The following is an 18,931-nucleotide window of genomic DNA, read 5'->3' on the forward strand; positions in this document are numbered from 1 at the left end:
CCAAGTGGCAGAGCAAATCAAAGGCATCGGTTCGATAACGACGGCTACGCTGATGGCGATGCTACCTGAATTGGGGCGGCTGTCGCACAAACGGATAGCGAGTCTGGTCGGCATTGCCCCGCACCCGGGGGAGAGCGGGGAAACCAAATTCAAAAGCCGCTGCTTTGGCGGAAGGTCTGCGGTGCGTAAGGTGCTGTATATGGCTACCGTGGTAGCGACACGTTTTGAACCGCTTATTCGGGATTTCCACCAATGCCTGCTGTCCAAGGGTAAGCCGTATAAGGTTGCCGTTACGGCATGGATGCGCAAACTGCTGACGATATCGAATGCCCGGATGCGTGATTATTTTGCCGAAAACGATACCGCCGAAAACGGTATCCGGACGGCTTGATTTGAGTTTTGGTATTTTTGCCCGACGGGGTGAAAAATACAGTTGCTACGGCTCGCTGATTCCCCGATACCGATGCCGTCTGAACCTTCAGACGGTATTTTTGATGCACTTGCCGTTTACAGGCGCGGGGCGGGCGTAGGGAAATACCCGAACCGTCATTCCCGATAACACCGCAATCTTGAAATCCGTCCGACAACACCGTAATCTTGCAACCCGTCATTCCCGCGCAGGCGGGAATCCAGACCCCCGACGCAGCGGGAATCTATCGGAAATGACTGAAACCCCGAGATTCTAGATTCCCACTTTCGTGGGAATGACGTGGTGCAGGTTTCCGTATGGATGGATTCGTCATTCCCGCGCAGGCGGGAATCCAGACCTGTCCGCACAGAAACTTATCGGATAAAAACAGTTGCTCAAACCCCGCGTTCTAGATTCCCACTTCCGTGGGAATGACGGTTCAGTTGCATAGGGTCGGATTGTCGAAAGGGGCGGATTCGATGGATTCGATGAAAACGGTAGAAATGTGGGATTGATGGAAATGGCGGGCCGAAGCCCACCGATTCATCGACTCCAACGTTTACGATGCTTCCAACGGTTTCAGACGGCATTTTTTACACAATTCTCGCCATTTCCTNTCATCCCCGACAACACCGTAATCTTGAAACCCGTCATTCCCGCGCAGGCGGGAATCTAGGATGCGGAATCTAGAGAAACCTTTTAACCGATAAGTTTCCGTGCGGACAGGTCCGGATTCCCGCCTGCGCGGGAATGACGGTTCAGTTGCTTAGGGTAGGATTTGGCGGGATTGGCGGACTGAAGCCCACTCTACAGCCCCGCCCTACAATACGCCTTGTGAATCTGCCCTACGCCCGCCCTTGTATGTCTCAAATGGGTTAAACTACGCACTTCCCGACTTCCCGTTTCGGGCAGGGGTGCAGGTCCGATTTATATTTCAATAAAACAAGGAAACTTTATGCAGCACGAAGAAGGCAACCGCCAACGCCCTCAAGGCGAACTGCTCCTGCGTACCGTCGCTATGCCGCGCGATACCAATCCCAACCAAGACATTTTCGGCGGCTGGATTATGTCGCAAATGGATTTGGGCGGCGGCATATTGGCGGCGGAAATCGCACAAGGACGCATCGTTACCGTCGCCGTTCAGGAAATGAACTTCATCCGCCCGGTCAAGGTCGGCAACGTCGTCTGCTGCTACGGGCATTGCGTCCGCGTGGGCAATACTTCCCTCCAGCTTAAAGTCGAAGTCTGGGTGAAAACTTTGATGAACGATTGCGTTACCGAAGACCGCCACCTCGTAACCGAAGCCGTGTTCACTTATGTCGCCATCGATGCGGAAGGCAATCCGCGCCCGATACCGAAAGAAGGCAACCCCAAATTGGCGGACTTATTGCCTACTCCGTAAAAATGCCGTCTGAAACTGTCTTCAGACGGCATTCCGCATCATTTGAACCAAGACCTGATGCGGGAAAACAGCGACATACTCTGTTTTTCAAAGTCTTCCCGCACTTCGGGCACGGCTGTTTTTATGACCTTCATTCCTGCAAAAGTCTGCGCCACGGGCATAATTTCAATCGTGTTCACATTCATATGCGCCGGCCGGCGGTACAGCCACAATGCGGTTTCCGCAATATCTTCGGGGCGGATAAATTCTACACCCTCATACACGCCCGCCGCCCTCTCGTCATCGCCTTTGAAACGCACGTTGGAAAACTCCGTATCGCCGCACAAACCCGGCTCGATATTGGTAACGCGGATGTTCTTATCCGCCAGCTCTGCGCGCAAATTCAGGCTGAACTGGCGCACAAACGCCTTGGTCGCCCCGTAAACGTTGCTGCCGGCATAAGCATAATTGCCTGCAATCGAACCCAAATTCATCACATAGCCGCCGCCGCGTTCCACCATTTGCGGCAAAATCTTGCGCGTTAGAAACGTCAAACCCAAAACATTGGTTTGAATCATTGTTTCCCAATCTTCAAAATCCGCCTTGTCCGCCGTGTCCAAACCCAAAGCCAGCCCGGCATTGTTGATGAGGCAGTCGATGTCGGAAAATTCATCGGGGATGCCGTTTAAGGCGTTTTCCACCGACTCGCGGCACGACACGTCCATTTCCAAAGGGTAAAACAAAGCACCCAATTCATCCGCCAAGGCCTGAAGCCTGTCCGCACGACGCGCCGCACCGATAACGCGGTATCCCGCCCCGACAAACGTGCGGCACATCGCTTCTCCGAATCCTGCCGAAGCACCGGTAATTAAAACAGCCATTGTTTTTCCTTTCTTTCTCGTTTCCCAAACCTGTTTCAGGTATCATAACGCCCTTCAGACGGCATGACCGCCTGATTCAAAACAACCATACCACCACAACAGGACACATTCAACATGAAAACCCAAATCAGCCTTGCTGCCGCCGCCATCACACTGCTCCTTTCCGCCTGCGGAAACGGCGGCGCGCCCGCACAGCCCAAAGGCGAAATTTCCGAAAACCGCACCGCCGCGTTCAAATCTATGATGCCCGACTTCTCGCGTATGGGCAAAATGGTCAAAGGCGAAGAACCTTACGATGTCGAAAAATTCAAACAGGCGGCGGCGGCGTTTGCCAACAGCAGCAAAAAACCTTTTACGCTTTTTGATTCCGATCCGCAAGGCAACGGGCGCGCACTGCCCGCCGTTTGGTCGGATGGTGCAAAATTTGAAGCCGAAAAAACAAAATTCGCCGCCGCCGTCGAAAAACTCAACGCTGCCGCCCAAACCGGCAAACTGGATGAAATCAAAGCCGCCTACAGCGAAACCGGCTCAAGCTGCAAATCCTGCCACGACAGCTTCCGCGCGCCGGAATAACATCCGAAACAAAACAATGCCGTCTGAAGCCTTCAGATGGCATTTTCACATTTAAACCCTATTCGGACACATATCCCAAGCCTGCAGAAATATGCAATAATAGCCACGCAGCGCGCCTTTTGCGCCGCATTCGAAAAGAAAAACCTAACCTACAAGAGAATATCCCATGACCAGTAAAGCCACCATTATCTACACCCATACCGACGAAGCCCCCGCGCTGGCGACTCAATCTCTGCTGCCGATTGTGCAGGCGTTTGCCCGCCACGCCGATATTGATGTCAAAACTGCCGACATTTCCCTGTCCGGCCGTATTTTGGCGGCATTCCCCGAATATCTGACCGAAGCGCAGCGCGTACGCGACGCGCTTGCCGAATTGGGCGAACTGGTAAAACAGCCCGACGCCAACGTAATCAAACTGCCGAACATCAGCGCGTCCGTACCGCAACTGACCGCCGCGATTAAAGAATTGCAGTCTAAAGGCTTTGCCGTCCCCGATTATCCTGCCGACCCTCAAACCGATGAAGAAAAAGCCGTACGCGAACGCTACGACCGCATCAAAGGCAGCGCGGTAAACCCTGTCCTGCGCGAAGGCAACTCCGACCGTCGCGCCCCTAAAGCAGTGAAAAACTTTGCGAAAAAAAATCCGCACAGCATGGGCGCATGGACGAAAGACTCCAAAACCCACGTTGCCACCATGCAAAGCGGCGACTTTTTCCATAACGAACAATCCGTTACCGTACCCGATGCGACTTCCGTATCCATCGTGTTCACCGACAAACAAGGTAACAAAAAAGAGCTGCGCGAGCCTGTTGCCCTGAAAGCCGGCGAAATCATCGACGCGACCGTAATGAGCAAAAAAGCCCTGCTTGCCTTCCTTGCCGAGCAAGTCAAAGACGCGAAAGCTAAAGGCGTATTGTTCTCGCTGCATATGAAAGCCACGATGATGAAAGTGTCCGATCCGATTATCTTCGGACACGCCGTCAAAGTATTCTTTGCTCCTGTCTTTGAAAAATTCGGCGACAAACTGGCTGCCGCAGGCGTCAACGTCAACAACGGCTTCGGCAACCTGCTTGCCAATCTGGACAAACTGGATGCGGACACCCGCGCTGCCGTCGAAGCCGAAATCGCTGCCGTTTACGCCGCCAACCCTGATTTGGCGATGGTCGATTCTGACAAAGGCATTACCAATCTGCACGTCCCCAGCGATGTCATCGTCGATGCTTCTATGCCTGCGATGATTCGTAACTCCGGCCGTATGTGGGACAAAAACGGCAAGGCGCAAGACACCAAAGCCGTCATTCCTGACAGCAGCTATGCCGGTGTTTACCAAGCAACCATCGATTTCTGTCGCGAACACGGCGCGTTTGACCCGACAACCATGGGTACCGTTCCTAACGTCGGTCTGATGGCGCAAGCAGCCGAAGAATACGGTTCGCATAACAAAACTTTCGAAATCGAAGCCGACGGTCAGGTTCAAGTCATCGATGCGGCGGGAAAAGTCCTGATGCAGCACAACGTTGAAGCAGGCGACATCTGGCGTATGTGCCAAACCAAAGACGCTCCGGTCAAAGACTGGGTGCAACTCGCCGTCAACCGTGCCCGCCTGAGCAACACGCCTGCCGTGTTCTGGCTCGACGAAAACCGTCCGCACGACAAGAGCCTGCTCGCCAAGGTTAAAGCCTACCTTGCCGAACTGAATACAAATGGTCTCGACATCCGCGTCCTCGCTCCTGAAGAAGCCGCCAAGTTCAGCTTAGGCCGTCTGAAAAACGGCGAAGACACCATCTCCGTAACCGGTAACGTCCTGCGCGACTACCTGACCGACTTGTTCCCAATTTTGGAACTCGGCACAAGCGCGAAAATGCTGTCTATCGTTCCATTGATGAATGGTGGCGGTATGTTTGAAACTGGCGCGGGCGGTTCTGCACCGAAACACGTCCAACAGTTCCTCGAAGAAAACCACCTGCGTTGGGACTCTTTGGGCGAATTTCTCGCGCTTGCCGTATCGTTTGAACATCTGGCGCAAAAAACCGGCAACGCCAAAGCCCAAGTCCTCGCCGACACTTTGGATGCAGCCACCGAAAAACTGCTGTTGAACGACAAATCGCCTAAACGCAAAGCCGGCGAACTCGACAACCGCGGCAGCCATTTCTACCTCACCCTCTACTGGGCGCAAGAATTGGCGGCGCAAGACAAAGATGCCGAACTGAAAGCCGTATTTGCTCCATTGGCAGCCGCTTTGACTGCCGACGAAGCCAAAATCGTTGAAGAACTCTCTGCCGTACAAGGCAAAGCGGTCGACATCGGCGGCTACTACGCAGCCAATCCTGAAAAAGCCGCGCAAGCGATGCGTCCAAGCGCAACCTTTAATCAGGCACTAAGCACCTTATAACCATAAAGGCAAAAATGCCGTCTGAACATTTATCGTTCAGACGGCATTAGTTATTCCTATCTGCCTGATTATGATTAAACGCAACACTCATTGATTATAAATAATATAATCTTTAGTTTTTACCCTAGGAAAAGACAATAATATGAAAGCTATTCCAACCATCCTGATTAGCATCCTTTTGGCAACCGCCCTTCCTGCATCCGCACACGGTATGCATAAGAGCAAGCCCCTGACTATGGACGAGCTGCCGCCGATTTGCCAACAATATTTCAAACGCGCCGAAACCTGTTACAACAAAGCCGGCAACAAGGCAAATTTTGCACGCAACAACACTAAATTCCTATTCCAAGCCCTACCTGCTGCCGACTTGAATCAGCGCAAGCAACTGTGCCAAATCGCCATGGATTCATTTGCAGAAAAAACCCGAGACCTGAATTGCGAATAAAGCCGCATCAGCAATAGCAATGCCGTCTGAAACCAAGGTTCAGACGGCATTCTCACATCAAAACGCACTAGCTTGATAAAACCCGCTTTCCCCGCATCCCTAACCCGAACAGGATTAAACGAAGTAACGGCTTTAACCATTATGGCAAGTTCCCACTTTAAAAAATAACCATATAAATTAATACCATAAAACATTGATAAAAAGCGTCTGCCGATTGCGGTTTGTTGCAGGGCGTTACGGAAAATCATTGTAAACCAATGATTCTTTTATGGTAACTGTGCAGATTCGCACCAAAAAGAAACGCCCCATTATGGGGCGGTTTTGCTTTGTGGCGGAAACGGTGGGATTCGAACCCACGGAGGATTTGCACCCTCAGCGGATTTCGAGTCCGCTGCATTCAGCCTCTCTGCCACGTTTCCGATAATGCAGTAAAACCAAATAAAAATACAATATTTGCTACTATTGCATTCTTATTTGGTTCTACGCTCAANAAATGGCGGAAGCGGTGAGATTCGAACTCACGGAGGGCTATCAACCCTCGACGGTTTTCAAGACCGTTGCATTAAACCGCTCTGCCACGCTTCCGTCTTCTTGAAGAGTAGGAATAATAATGAAGTTTATACATTTTGCCAAGCACTTTTTTCGGAAAATACTTAATTTATTGTTTTCACTTTATTTGTTCCGAACGCATAAACACCCATTCGCTTTCATTGGAAGCCGCATCATTGAATGCGTAGCCTTCGTAATTAAAATTTTTCAGCATTTCAGGATCGGTAATATTGTGTTCTGCCGCATAGCGCACCATTAATCCGCGCGCGCGCTTGGCATAGAAACTGATAATTTTATATTTGCCGTTTTTTTCGTCTTTAAATATCGGTGTAATCAGCCGCGCCCGAAGTTTTTTCGTGTTGACGGACTTGAAATATTCCTGTGAGGCAAGGTTGACAAGCGTATTGCTGCCTGCTTGGGCAAGCGTATCATTTAAAAGGTTGGTAATGATGTCGCCCCAAAACTCATACAAATTCTTGCCGCGCAAATTGGCGAAGGACGTTCCCATTTCCAGGCGGTAGGGCTGCATTAGGTCTAATGGGCGCAGAAGACCGTACAAACCAGACAGCAGGCGTACATGGTTTTGCAGATATTGTATTTGATCGGTATTCAATGTGTTTGCATCCATACCTTCGTAAACATCGCCGTTGAACATAAAGACTGCCTGTTTGGCGTTTTCCGGCGTAAACGGCGTGTGCCATTCTGCATTGCGCTGCGCGTTTAAGAGGGCAATTTTGTCGGAAACGTGCATCAGTTCGGCAATCTGTTGCGGCGCAAGCTCGCGCAGCTGCTGCATTAGCATTTCGGACTCTGCCAGCAGGTCGGGTTGGGTAAACTCGCTGACAGGGGCAGGGTCTTTTTCGTTAAGGTTTTTCGCAGGGGAAAGGACAAAAAACATAATCTGTTCGGTATTGTGTCAAACACGGGGATTTTAAGTTTAAACGTGTTTGCAGGCAAGCCGATTAGATTAAAAGTGAAGTAAATACCGTTACAGCAAATTCAACCGTAAAATATTGAAAAATGCCGTCTGAACAAAAGTTCAGACGGCATTTTTTATTCTTTACCGATATCGGGAAACAATGGTTTCCGCAGCTTTAACACAACTTGCAACATCTGCAACCAAGGCAATACGGACATAACCTTCCCCGGGATTACCCTGTTCGGTATCCCGTGCCAAAAAGCGTCCGGGCAATACTTGGATAGCGGCTTTTTTCCATAAATTGCGTGCAAATGCCAAATCGTCGCCATCGGGGACTTTCAACCAGATGTAAAACGAGGCATCCGGTAATTTAACGTCAAATACCTGTCGCAAAATGGGAATAACGCGCTCAAATTTTTCCTGATACATACGGCGGTTGTCGATAACGTGCTGTTCGTCATCCCAAGCGGCAATGCTTGCGCGCTGCACGGGAATGCTCATTGCACTGCCGTGATAGGTTCTGTAAAGCAGAAAGTTTTTAAGCAGTTCGGCATCGCCGGCGACAAAACCGGAACGCAAACCAGGTACGTTGGAACGTTTCGAGAGACTGGTGAACATAAGCAGTTTTTGCCTGCTTCGACCCAACTGTGCAGCGGCTTGCAGGCAGCCCAAAGGTTTGTTGCCGTCGAAATAGATTTCGGAATAGCATTCATCCGAGGCAATAATGAAACCATATTTATCCTGTAAATCAAAAACTTCTTTCCAGCCGTCCAAATCCAGCACGCTGCCGCTGGGGTTGTTGGGCGAGCAGACAAATACCATCTTGGTGCGGTGCCAAATTTCTTCGGGAACGCTGCCCCAGTCCGGATTGAAAGACGGCGCGGGGCAATTAGCAAAATGGATTTCACCACCGCCCAAAAGTGTCGCACCTTCATAAATCTGATAAAAGGGATTCGGGCTGACAATTGCGGGTTTGATGCCGTCTGAAACAGGGTTCAACACGGTTTGAACAAAAGAAAACAACGCCTCCCTACTGCCTAAAACCGGCAGAATTTCATTATCCGGATTGACCGTCAAGCCGTCATAACGGCGTTTTAACCAGTTCGCACACGCCTGACGCAGTTCAGGCAAACCGGCCGTCAGCGGATATTTTTCCAACTCGTGCAATGAGGCGGTCAGCGCATCCGTAATGACTTTCGGTGTCGGATGTTTCGGTTCGCCGATGTGAAGGGGGACGGCTTCCACGCCTTCGGGCGCGGAAATGCCCTGCATCGCTTCACGCAGTCGGGCAAAGGGATAGGGTTTGAGCTGCTTGAGTAAGGTATTCATGATTTTCTCCGGTTGTCGGTATATCGGAAGATATGCCGTCTGAACCTGACGGCACCCATCAGACGGCATTTTATATTCAATGCAAACCCGTACTGCCGAAGCCGCCTTCTCCCCGGCTGCTTCCGACAAATTCTTCGACACGTTTGAAACGCGCCTGCACGATTGGCACGACAACCATCTGTGCGATACGCTCAAACGGTTTGACGGCAAACGGTTCGCTGCTTCTGTTCCATAACGACACCTTCAATTCCCCTTGATAATCAGAGTCAATCAAACCGACCAAGTTACCCAAGACAATACCGTGTTTATGCCCCAATCCGGAACGGGGCAGCAAAACGGCGGCATATGCAGGATTGGCCAAATAAATTGCCAAACCTGTCGGCACAAGAAACGTTTCACCCGGCTGCAGGATAACTTCCTCATCCAAACAAGCTCGCAAGTCCAAACCGGCAGAACCCGCTGTCGCATAGGCAGGGACAAAATCCGCCATCCGTTCGTCCAATACTTTCATTTCTACTTCAATATTCATCGTCTTGCTCCTGCATACGGCCGATTTCAAAGATGGGAGATTATACACAAGCCGTGTTTACACTGAAACACAGCAAATAGGTTTTGTTTTGAAATACTCCGTCTGTGTATAATGCCCGACCTTCTTACATATCAATATTAATATGACACACATAAGCTCGCCCCGTAACGAATTTATACGCGGCATCAAAGAAAGTTCGCCCATACTTATCGGACTTCTGCCCTGGGCATTAATACTCGGTATGCAGGGTGGGCAAAAAGGCATGAGTTGGCTGGAGATGTTGCTGATGACCGGTATGAATTTTGCCGGAGGCTCCGAATTTGCAACGGTCAACCTGTGGGCGGAACCTCTGCCGATACTGCTTATCGCCACCGTAACCTTTATGATTAATTCGCGGCATATCCTGATGGGGGCGGCACTTGCCCCGCACATGAAAGAAATACCGCTGAAAAAAGCCGTGCCCGCACTGTTTTTTATGTGTGATGAAAGCTGGGCTATGGCATTCTCCGAAATCCAAAAACGGAAAGCAGCCGGCTTGCCCACATTCAATATGCCTTTTTATATGGGTGTATGCTTTATCCTCTACACTACTTGGATAGGATTTGCCACTTTCGGCGCGGCAGTAGGACCTATGTTCGGCAATGTGGCCGCTTGGGGATTCGGTATGGCGTTTCCTGCCGTATTTCTAGTTTTATTGAGGGGGATGTGGAAAAGTTTTTCCGCATCAAGACCTTGGTTTGTCAGCCTGTTTGTTGCATCAGCCGTTTACCTGACCGTTGACGGCGCGTGGTATGTTCCTGCCGGCGCACTGTCCGGTCTGTTATCGGCTTATCTCTGGGGAGAACAAAAATGAAAGATTTGCTGTCGCTCCAATCATTCCTGTTGTTTGCCTCTATGCTTGCCGTAACCTACTCTACACGTCTGATAGGATTTTTCGCACTGCGTAACCGAACCCTAAGCCGTCGCGCCCAAACCATTATGGAAGCCGCGCCGGGCTGCGTCCTGATTTCCGTCATTGCCCCCTATTTTGTATCCGACAAGCCGCACGAACTTATTGCCATCGCATTAACCGCCTTTGCAGCCTGCCGTTTTTCTATGCTGCTTACCGTATTGATAGGGGTCGGCTCGTCAGGCATCTTGGGCTATTTGATGACATAAACCGTTGCACTGTATTCCAAAAAAGATGCCGTCTGAAAACCGATTTTCAGACGGCATCTTCAAACCTATTCTATTTCTTACGGTTGGATAAGGCTTCACAACCACTGTCTCCAGACAACTGCTCTTTATAGGCCTTTGCCGAAGCGGCATCACGGCATTTGTATCCATCGCCCACGCTGTTCACCCATATCGACAAGGTATAACCCGTACCTGCCTTCGGAACACCGATCAACCTGTATGCCCTTGACTTGCTCGCATCAACGAATTTTCCAGAAACTGCATACTTGTCGGAAATCTTCGGATTCATCTTGTAACCGGATACGAACTGTACCAGTTCCGCTTCAAGCTGCTGATTACTTTTTCCCGGATTCTTCACAATAATCTGCCTGAAAGCATTGTTGATACCGACCATCTCCGTATAAAGCTGGGACTGATAGCCTTTTTCAATATAACTTTGATAAGAAGGTATGGCAATGACGCTGATAATGCCGAGTATCGCGACAACTATCATTACCTCAACCAATGTAAGCCCTTTTTGTTCCATTTTATTGCTCATCATTATTGCTTACATAAGATTGAAGGACGACCGCAGTATTAGCATTCTTACCCCAAGCCTTGGCAGTAACCCGATAAACATTCCGACTATTTTCTTCACCCAGATACTCGATAATGTAACGCGGCATCTTACTAACACCCTCTACCCCTTTTCCATATTCCTTTCCTTGGTCGATGCAGAGATTTGCCGAATTATTAGGGCAAAAACGCTTCCATGCTTCAACCTTAGGATTGCCTTCAACCGTAATATTGCCGAATTTCTCATTAGGACCGGTAGTCGTCCGTACATCCGGAGCTGTGCACAACCCGTCTGTACAATTTTCACTAAATGTAACTTCTTTCTCTTCCAAATCCAAAACATGAAGTTCACCATCCCTCAATGCGGCTTCTGCTAAAGACAATGCCAGTTTCCTGTCCGAATCATTGGCACTTATCCTTTGTTCGGTATTGTAAGACTGAGCGGCAATAACAACCAGGAAAGCTACTACAATCATCACCATCAAAACGATGAATAATGCAAACCCTTTCTGTCTGTAAGGGAGTGAAACTTTCATTAAAGCGTTCTGTTTGCGCATACATTCCCCCCTCGTATTGTCGCATTGATACGGTAAGCATAAACTTCATTGTCGGCAGAGGCAGCAAACTTACCGCTATTCAACAAAATCTCAACCTCGGCAGGTGTAACTGCCGCCTGCGAAGTATCAAACGTATCTGTATATTTGAACTTCTCAACTTTTCCATCACCCTCTCTCAGAGGACAATCGGAAACATAAATATACCGTATATCCATTTTATTAATCTTTTTAACCAACAACTGAGGATTACCCCACTGCCCATTATCCTTCAATTGAAAACGGAATAAACCCTCCTCACCCGAAATGCTGCCGACCGCATAAGCATTGACCTCATGTTTCTGACGGGTGATATTTCCATTTTGTTTATCATCCGTAATGTTTAATTCACTCTTTGCTTCTCCCAAGGTAGATATTTTCTTACCCGGTTTTGCTATTGCGGAACAGCTGCTGACTACAACAGTCTCAGCACTCGCATCAAGATCATCAATACCGTACTGGAAAATCAATGCCTTTCCGGACTGACTAAAACCCGGATATTTAATATCTGTGGATTCAGCAACGGGAATCAGTTTATCCAAATTACCCTTTTTCAACGCAAAGAAGAGATCTTTCTCAGTTTTATCGAAAACAACGGCTTTTGAAGAATTTACAGCCATATTAAAGCAGCCGAAATTACCCGCCATTCTTGCATCGCGAACAATCAATGTTGCCGCATTACGCAAATCCTGCTGAGCAGAAAGACGATTGTTTGCCGCATCATTTAATTTCCGGGATGTAAAGTAACTCGATCCGACCGCCATCAGGACAATCATACTGAGCAGACCCGCAACCAGAAATTCAACAATGGTGAAACCCTTCATACCATCATAGCCGTCTTTTGGCACGGTTAGTATTTTACGTCTCATTCCTGACCTCCGACCCTTGCCTGATAGGTATACACAATATTGTTACCATGGGTTTTCAGATTGGTAGAGTCAATGTCCTGTTGCCCTTCCGAATCATTTACCCACAATACTTTAATTAAAGTATCCCCATTTGCCTTATTGTCGCAATTTGAAGAAAAAGCACCGCTGTCGGACAATGTCGGCGCATTACCCGACGAATCCTTACAGACGGCATAATGAATAGCTGCCACATCCGGCAAGGCATTTTTCAATTCATAACCGAACCTGTCCAACTGGGCTTTTGCCAAATCCTTCTTGGTTTTCAAATTATTAAGCGTGAAATCGCCGTCGGAGGAAGAAGGGGTATACGACCCTGTGTAAAGATTATAGTTTTTCTTGTTGCTGTCCGAACCAATGGTCGGATTAATCAACATTCCTTCCATCAGGTTTTGGGTAATCTGGCTGACAATCGTTTGGGTTTCCGCTTCCCGAACAGAAGTAACCGTCCGCAACTGAACAGACAGTAACGCCAAAATACCGATAGTCAGAACGAACATGGCGACCAAGACTTCTATTAACGTCATACCCGACTGGGGATTTTTCAGACGGCAACAATCATTATTATTCATATTCATTTTTAAAACTGAAACTGTTATTTATACTGGCACATAGTACGCTGATCACCCCTAGGGCAAACTTCGACCCTGCCACTGCTGTCAATCAAGACTACGGCTGAACGGAATTTCTTATCAGCATCTGAAACTGCTCTAGCATCTGTCAGAACAATTTGAATATAACCGTCGGAATAAGAAAATCTGGATTTGCTTGTAAGATTCTGGTCGTTCGTATAACCGAACGTCCCGTTTTGATTGAATGTCCAAACTACACGGTCTGCAACCGGCTGGGATTGACCGAAAGCGACATGGTTGAAGGTGTAATTAATCCGCTTATCCTTGATATCATCATTCAATACCACACTGCGGATGGAAACATCTACCGTATCCCCTCCGTATGCCTTATCGCCATTCTTATCGCCGAAAGCCAACATTCCCTGCTCCTTCTTGCTGAAGTCACATTTATTGTTGGCCGTACCGTCTTTTTTAACCTGAACAGGACAGATATAGACAGGAACATTGAGCCGGACCGCCTCTCCCCTTGAAAAACGCAAGAGATTGGCAATCTGCTCCGCCTGAGTTGCAACGCGACGCGATGCAATCCATTGACTCATACTGGGGAAAGCTATCATTGCCATAATGGTTGCAATAACCATCACAATGAGCAGCTCTATCAGCGTGAAACCTTGTTGTCTTCGTATATACATAAGCAATAACACGTTAACCGGTAATGTATTTTTCAATTATCTGCCGTCTGAATACAAAATGCTTCAAGACTGCATCTTTTATTTTATTAGGAGAACTCCTACAAGAATTTTAAACTATTTTGCACATCTTCGCCCAATAAATTTTCATCTAGGCATTCAATCCCCTATCTCTTCAGCGTCGGGAACATAGGCAGCATTGTCGAATTTGGTAAACTGACCCATCCATGTCAGGAAAACTTTTCCAACCGGGCCGTTACGGTGTTTGCCGATAATACATTCCGCTAAACCTTTCATCTTCGATTCCTGATTATAATATTCGTCACGGTACATAAACATAATCAGGTCGGCATCTTGCTCGATAGCACCGGATTCGCGGAGGTCGGACATCATCGGGCGTTTGTCGGTACGCGATTCGACCGTCCTGCTCAACTGAGACAAAGCGATGATAGGAACCTGCAATTCTTTCGCCAACGCTTTAAGCGAACGTGAAATTTCTCCCAACTCCGAAGCACGGTTGTCCGAACGCCCCGAACCCGACATCAGTTGCAGGTAGTCGATGACGATCAATCCCAATTTTCCGTTGAACTGACGTGCAAGACGGCGGGCACGGGCGCGTAGTTCGAGCGCAGTCAAGCCCGGTGTCTCATCGATATACATAGGTGCATCGGAAAGCTTGACGACGGCCTCGTTCAACCGCCCCCAATGTTCGTCCGCCAGCCTGCCTGTTTTTAAAATACTCTGATCAAGCCGTCCGACGGAACCGAGCATACGCATAACCAACTGCGCACCGCCCATCTCCATCGAGAAAACGGCAACCGGCAGCTTGCCTTCGATGGCCACATGTTCGGCAATATTGATGGAAAAGGCGGTTTTACCCATAGAAGGACGACCGGCGACAATAATCAAATCTCCCGGCTGCAGGCCCGAGGTTTTTTTATCGAGGTCGATAAAGCCTGTTGACACGCCGGTAACTTCATCCGGGTTATCGCGTGAATAAAGCATGTCGATGCGCTCGACCACTTCTTTCAAAAGCGCAGGCATCTCGAGAAATCCCTGCTTGGATTTAGCCGTGCTTTCTGCAATTTGGAATACTTTGTTTTCCGCCTCATCCAAAAGCTGGCCTGCATCCCTGCCTTGCGGATTGTAGGCGCTGCGGGCAATTTCCGTTCCCACTTCGGCGAGTTGGCGCATAATGGAACGCTCGCGCACGATTTCGGCATAGCGCCGGATGTTAGCGGCAGACGGAGTATTTTGTGCCAGGGAAATCAGATATTCGAATCCCCCCGCTGCTTCCAGCTCTTCGTTCCGCTGCAAATCCTCCTGAACCGTGATGACATCGGCAGGACGGCTCTCATTGATCAATTTGGCAATGGATCGGAAAATCAGGCGGTGTTCATGCCGGTAAAAATCCTCTCCCGAAACCACATCGGCAATCCTGTCCCATGCCGGATTTTCCAGCATCAAACCGCCCAAAACAGACTGCTCCGCCTCCATTGAGTGCGGCGGAAGCGACAATGAGCCGATTCCTCCGTCTTCAGACGGCATGGCTGTGTAATCGTTCATGGTACATCCTATCTATTGTGCCGAAATTGCAATCTTCTATTATAGCGTAAAGCAGGTTCAATTGGTTTCCGCACCGCAAAACAGGTAGAATACACGGGCTGCCGAGTTATTTGCAGCAACACTGCCAAAATACAACATTTAAAACAATATTCAGGAGTACAAAATGGAACATAAGCTGCCGCAACTGCCTTATGAACTGGACGCATTGTCCCCGCATCTGAGCAAAGAGACTTTGGAGTTCCACTACGGCAAACACCATCAAACCTACATCACCAACCTGAACAATCAAATCAAAGGCACCGAATTTGAAAACCTGCCTTTGGAAGAGATTGTGAAAAAATCTTCAGGCGGCATGTTTAACAACGCGGCTCAAACTTGGAACCACACTTTCTACTGGCTGGGTTTCACGCCCAAAGGTCAAGGCAAACCTTCCGGCGAACTGGCCGCCGCCATCGACGCCAAATGGGGCAGCTTCGAGAAATTCCAAGAAGCATTCTCCGCTTGCGCTGCCGGTACTTTCGGCTCCGGTTGGGCATGGCTGGTGAAAACCCCTGCTGGCGAATTGGATTTGGTTTCCACTTCCAACGCGGTAACTCCGCTGACCACTGAAAACACTCCTCTGCTGACCTGCGACGTGTGGGAACACGCCTATTACATCGACTACCGCAACAGCCGTCCAAACTACCTGAAAGGTTTCTGGGAAATCGTCAACTGGGACGAAGTCGCCAAACGCTTCGCCGCATAAGCCGCAAACCGGCAAAATGCCGTCTGAACACATTTCAGACGGCATTTTTTACGGGAAATCCGAATCAATGTCCGCAGGCGCAAGCGTCGCCGTGGTGTCCGCAACCTTTAGCCGCTTCAAGCCATTCGTCGTCATCGCCATCAAACTCTTCCACTTCGTCAAACTCGCCGCGTTCCACCATGGCGCACAACTCTTCAAGGCTTTCCGCGCCTTCCACCCAAAAACACGGAATATCGGGAGGTGTATCCGGCGCAAGCAATGCTGCCAAACCTTCATGCCACGCAATCCAATAACCGTTTGCCGTTTGAACGAACTGTGCATCCCGATGAACCAACTCTCCTTCCGTTCCGACGAGCATACGCTCCGCAATACTTTCCTGAAAAGGTAAAATCTGCATAAGTGTTCCTTTATATGATGGTTTTGGCGTTATTTTAAAACATCGCGCCCGCTTGAGAAACTGCCAACCGCTTTATAACAAATTCGTCTTTGCACCAAACTTTCCATTCTTTCCGTTTTTCAGACGGCATCGTTAAAGTAATGCCTTTATTTTCCACCCTTACCGACCATGTTACTGCTCAAAACGCCCGGCGTACTGCCCGGCTTCAAAATCAGCCTCGGTCTGACCGTATTGTGCCTGTCGCTTCTGGTGGTTTTGCCGTTTGCGATGATGGCGGCGAAGGCGGCGGAAATCGGCTGGGGCGGCTTTTGGAACACGATTGCCGAGCCAAACGTGTTGGCGGCGGTGTGGCTGAGTTTGCGGATGTCGTTTTATGCGATGCTGACCAATGTCGTGTTCGGCACGCTGGTTGCCTGGGTATTGGTGCGCTATGAATTCCCGGGCAAGGGTCTGGCGAACGCGCTGGTCGATTTGCCGTTTGCGCTGCCGACTGCGGTTACGGGTATCTCGTTGGCAACCCTGTATGCGCCCAACGGTTGGATAGGCCGTTTTTTCGATCCTTTGGACATCAAAATCGCGTTTACACCCATCGGCATTTGGATTGCGCTGATTGTCGTCAGCCTGCCCTTTATCGTCCGCGCCGTGCAGCCGGTATTGGAAGAATTGTCGGGCGAATATGAAGAAGCGGCAGCGGCCTTAGGAGCAAGCCGTTGGACTACGTTCCGCCGCGTCCTCTTGCCTGAAATCACACCGGCCTTGTTGACCGGCGCGGGCATGATGTTCGCGCGGGCAACGGGGGAATACGGCTCAGTGATTTTTATCGCGGGCAATATTCCGATGGTTTCCGAAATCCTGCCGCTGATTATTACGGGCAAGCTGGAACAGTTCGATGTGCAGGGCGCGTCGGCGGTGGCGTTGTTTATGCTGCTGGTTTCGTTTGTGATTCTGTTTGCGCTGAACGTGATGCAGTGGGTGTTGAGCAGGCGTTCGGGAGCGAAGAGTTGAGGGGTCGTCTGAAAAATGCAGGTCGGATTCTTGAATCTGATGTTTTGACACCTGAAACTGAAAAAACGGAAACACCGGATATTTTATCGGATTCAGGAATCCGACCTGCCTTCTAAAAAGGTCGTCTGAAAACCTGAACTACGCTGTTACCGTCATTCCCGCGCAGGCGGGAATCCATTGGTGAATTTCGGCTGCCTTATTTATTTTCTGTTTTCCTGTTGCCCTGTGGTGGATTCCCGCCTGCGCGGGAATGACGGTAGCTAGACGTTTTTATTCCCTTAATCAATAAAAGGTCGTCTGAAAACGAATCCGCTCCCCAAAACACAGTTTTTCAGACGGCCTCCAAACATTTTAAAACCAACTGGGGAACACCACCGCCATGAAACCCTATTCCGCCAATCCCAACCTGACCGAACCGCGTTGGCTGCGCGTATTGCTGACTGCTACCGCCTTGGGCTTTCTGTTGCTGATGTTGGTTGTGCCTTTGGTTGCCGTATTCTACGAGGCCTTAAAAGGCGGTTGGGATTTGTACCTGCAATCCTTGACCGATCCCGAAGCATGGTCTGCCATCAAATTGACGCTGATTACCGCGCTGATTGTCGTCCCTATCAATGCCGTATTGGGCGTGGCGATGGCGTGGCTGTTGACCCGTTTCGACTTCCGCGGCAAGCAGTTGCTGACCACCCTGCTCGATTTGCCGTTTTCCGTATCGCCCGTGGTGGCCGGTTTGATGTTCGTCTTATTGTTCGGCGCACACACGGCATTGGGCGGCCGGCTCGAAGCGCAAGGCATACAGATTATCTTCGCCATCCCGGGCATTATTTTGGCGACGCTGTTCGTTACCTTCCCCTTTGTCGCACGCGAAATCATCCCTTTAATGCAGGCGCAGGGCGACAGCGAAGAACAGGCGGCATTGATACTCGGCGCAAGCGGCTGGCAGATGTTTTGGCGCGTTACCCTGCCCAACATCAAATGGGCGTTACTCTACGGCATCATCCTCACCAACGCCCGCGCGATGGGCGAGTTCGGCGCGGTCAGCGTGGTATCGGGACACATACGCGGCGAAACCAACACCGTCCCGCTTTTGGTCGAAATCTTCTACAACGAATACAACTTTACCGGCGCATTCGCCCTCTCCGGCGTATTGGCACTCTTAGCACTGGCGACGCTGGCGGTGCAAAACATCATCACCAAATTATAGTGGATTAACAAAAATCAGGACAAGGCGACGAAGCCGCAGACAGTACAAATAGTACGGAACCGATTCACTTGGTGCTTCAGCACCTTAGAGAATCGTTCTCTTTGAGCTAAGGCGAGGCAA

General features: G+C 49.6%; 21 protein-coding genes and 2 tRNA genes. 10 read left to right on the top strand and 13 right to left on the bottom strand.

The annotated features are described in order from the left end of the window. On the top strand, positions 1-391 hold a 391-nt coding region (locus tag ACRPFF_RS09440), incomplete at its 5' end, for a transposase (RefSeq protein WP_432674499.1). Between the two features lie 973 nt (positions 392-1,364). Continuing rightward, complete coding sequence (yciA, locus tag ACRPFF_RS09445) at positions 1,365-1,811, top strand: acyl-CoA thioester hydrolase YciA (RefSeq protein ID WP_411712995.1); 447 nt, start codon at positions 1,365-1,367, stop codon at positions 1,809-1,811. 38 nt (positions 1,812-1,849) lie between these two features. On the opposite strand, the gene ACRPFF_RS09450 is transcribed toward yciA, so the two are convergent. After that, complete coding sequence (locus tag ACRPFF_RS09450; RefSeq protein ID WP_432674500.1) at positions 1,850-2,671, bottom strand: SDR family oxidoreductase; 822 nt, start codon at positions 2,669-2,671, stop codon at positions 1,850-1,852. Positions 2,672-2,785: 114 nt separating this feature from the next. Here ACRPFF_RS09450 and ACRPFF_RS09455 point away from each other — a divergent pair, with 114 nt between their 5' ends. From ACRPFF_RS09455 to ACRPFF_RS09465, 3 genes are all read left to right on the top strand, one after another. Next, positions 2,786-3,244, top strand: a complete 459-nt coding sequence (locus ACRPFF_RS09455; protein ID WP_432674501.1) for a c-type cytochrome — start codon at positions 2,786-2,788, stop codon at positions 3,242-3,244. 166 nt (positions 3,245-3,410) lie between these two features. Next, a complete protein-coding gene (locus ACRPFF_RS09460) occupies positions 3,411-5,636 on the top strand; it encodes an NADP-dependent isocitrate dehydrogenase (RefSeq protein ID WP_432674502.1) in 2,226 nt (741 codons plus the stop codon). Between the two features lie 142 nt (positions 5,637-5,778). Further along, on the top strand, positions 5,779-6,081 hold the full coding sequence (locus tag ACRPFF_RS09465; RefSeq protein WP_304668046.1) for a hypothetical protein: 303 nt from the start codon (positions 5,779-5,781) through the stop codon (positions 6,079-6,081). A 329-nt stretch (positions 6,082-6,410) separates the two neighbouring features. Here ACRPFF_RS09465 and ACRPFF_RS09470 read toward each other — a convergent pair. The 5 genes from ACRPFF_RS09470 to dut form a co-directional block, all read right to left on the bottom strand. After that, positions 6,411-6,500: transfer RNA gene (locus ACRPFF_RS09470), tRNA-Ser, on the bottom strand. A gap of 75 nt (positions 6,501-6,575) precedes the next feature. Then, positions 6,576-6,666: transfer RNA gene (locus ACRPFF_RS09475), tRNA-Ser, on the bottom strand. An 82-nt stretch (positions 6,667-6,748) separates the two neighbouring features. Further along, complete coding sequence (gene yaaA, locus ACRPFF_RS09480; protein WP_432674503.1) at positions 6,749-7,528, bottom strand: peroxide stress protein YaaA; 780 nt, start codon at positions 7,526-7,528, stop codon at positions 6,749-6,751. A gap of 162 nt (positions 7,529-7,690) precedes the next feature. Continuing rightward, a complete protein-coding gene (dapC, locus tag ACRPFF_RS09485) occupies positions 7,691-8,878 on the bottom strand; it encodes a succinyldiaminopimelate transaminase (RefSeq protein ID WP_432674504.1) in 1,188 nt (395 codons plus the stop codon). Positions 8,879-8,954: 76 nt separating this feature from the next. Beyond that, positions 8,955-9,407 carry a dUTP diphosphatase gene (gene dut / locus ACRPFF_RS09490; RefSeq protein WP_432674505.1) on the bottom strand — a complete coding sequence of 151 codons (453 nt, stop codon included), beginning with the start codon at positions 9,405-9,407 and terminating at the stop codon, positions 8,955-8,957. A gap of 142 nt (positions 9,408-9,549) precedes the next feature. On the opposite strand from dut, the gene ACRPFF_RS09495 reads away from it, so the two are divergent. Both ACRPFF_RS09495 and ACRPFF_RS09500 read left to right on the top strand, forming a co-directional pair. Then, a complete protein-coding gene (locus tag ACRPFF_RS09495) occupies positions 9,550-10,260 on the top strand; it encodes an AzlC family ABC transporter permease (protein ID WP_432674506.1) in 711 nt (236 codons plus the stop codon). Continuing rightward, a complete protein-coding gene (locus tag ACRPFF_RS09500; RefSeq protein ID WP_432674507.1) occupies positions 10,257-10,565 on the top strand; it encodes an AzlD family protein in 309 nt (102 codons plus the stop codon). The genes ACRPFF_RS09495 and ACRPFF_RS09500 overlap by 4 nt, the downstream gene beginning before the upstream one ends. A gap of 70 nt (positions 10,566-10,635) precedes the next feature. Here ACRPFF_RS09500 and ACRPFF_RS09505 read toward each other — a convergent pair whose 3' ends face one another. The 6 genes from ACRPFF_RS09505 to dnaB form a co-directional block, all read right to left on the bottom strand. Continuing rightward, positions 10,636-11,109 (bottom strand): PilX family type IV pilin, encoded by a 474-nt coding sequence (locus tag ACRPFF_RS09505; protein ID WP_432674514.1) that lies wholly within the window; start codon positions 11,107-11,109, stop codon positions 10,636-10,638. Between the two features lies 1 nt (position 11,110). Beyond that, positions 11,111-11,695: a pilus assembly PilX family protein gene (locus tag ACRPFF_RS09510; RefSeq protein ID WP_250314053.1), complete on the bottom strand. Its 585-nt coding sequence runs from the start codon at positions 11,693-11,695 to the stop codon at positions 11,111-11,113. Beyond that, the gene (locus ACRPFF_RS09515) at positions 11,674-12,600 is read right to left on the bottom strand and encodes a PilW family protein (RefSeq protein WP_308031780.1); all 927 of its coding nucleotides are present in this window, start codon (positions 12,598-12,600) and stop codon (positions 11,674-11,676) included. The genes ACRPFF_RS09510 and ACRPFF_RS09515 overlap by 22 nt, the downstream gene beginning before the upstream one ends. After that, on the bottom strand, positions 12,597-13,208 hold the full coding sequence (gene pilV / locus ACRPFF_RS09520) for a type IV pilus modification protein PilV (protein ID WP_432674508.1): 612 nt from the start codon (positions 13,206-13,208) through the stop codon (positions 12,597-12,599). Before pilV ends, ACRPFF_RS09515 begins: the two co-directional genes overlap by 4 nt. A 23-nt stretch (positions 13,209-13,231) precedes the next feature. After that, positions 13,232-13,900, bottom strand: coding sequence for a GspH/FimT family pseudopilin (locus ACRPFF_RS09525; protein ID WP_432674515.1), 669 nt, complete (start codon positions 13,898-13,900; stop codon positions 13,232-13,234). A 156-nt stretch (positions 13,901-14,056) separates the two neighbouring features. Beyond that, complete coding sequence (gene dnaB, locus ACRPFF_RS09530) at positions 14,057-15,463, bottom strand: replicative DNA helicase (protein WP_432674509.1); 1,407 nt, start codon at positions 15,461-15,463, stop codon at positions 14,057-14,059. Positions 15,464-15,626: 163 nt separating this feature from the next. On the opposite strand from dnaB, the gene ACRPFF_RS09535 reads away from it, so the two are divergent. Then, positions 15,627-16,208 carry a superoxide dismutase gene (locus ACRPFF_RS09535; RefSeq protein ID WP_432674510.1) on the top strand — a complete coding sequence of 194 codons (582 nt, stop codon included), beginning with the start codon at positions 15,627-15,629 and terminating at the stop codon, positions 16,206-16,208. Positions 16,209-16,272: 64 nt separating this feature from the next. Here the strand turns inward: ACRPFF_RS09535 and ACRPFF_RS09540 are convergent, their stop codons facing one another. Further along, complete coding sequence (locus ACRPFF_RS09540) at positions 16,273-16,605, bottom strand: hypothetical protein (protein ID WP_432674511.1); 333 nt, start codon at positions 16,603-16,605, stop codon at positions 16,273-16,275. A 168-nt stretch (positions 16,606-16,773) separates the two neighbouring features. Between ACRPFF_RS09540 and cysT the strand changes: the two genes are divergently transcribed. Both cysT and cysW read left to right on the top strand, forming a co-directional pair. Next, positions 16,774-17,610 carry a sulfate ABC transporter permease subunit CysT gene (gene cysT, locus ACRPFF_RS09545; RefSeq protein ID WP_432674512.1) on the top strand — a complete coding sequence of 279 codons (837 nt, stop codon included), beginning with the start codon at positions 16,774-16,776 and terminating at the stop codon, positions 17,608-17,610. Positions 17,611-17,989: 379 nt separating this feature from the next. Then, complete coding sequence (gene cysW, locus ACRPFF_RS09550; RefSeq protein ID WP_432674513.1) at positions 17,990-18,811, top strand: sulfate ABC transporter permease subunit CysW; 822 nt, start codon at positions 17,990-17,992, stop codon at positions 18,809-18,811. The last annotated feature ends 120 nt before the right edge of the window (positions 18,812-18,931 follow it).

This window comes from Neisseria sp. SLRRB23 (genome assembly GCF_050896295.1).
Taxonomy (GTDB): domain Bacteria; phylum Pseudomonadota; class Gammaproteobacteria; order Burkholderiales; family Neisseriaceae; genus Neisseria.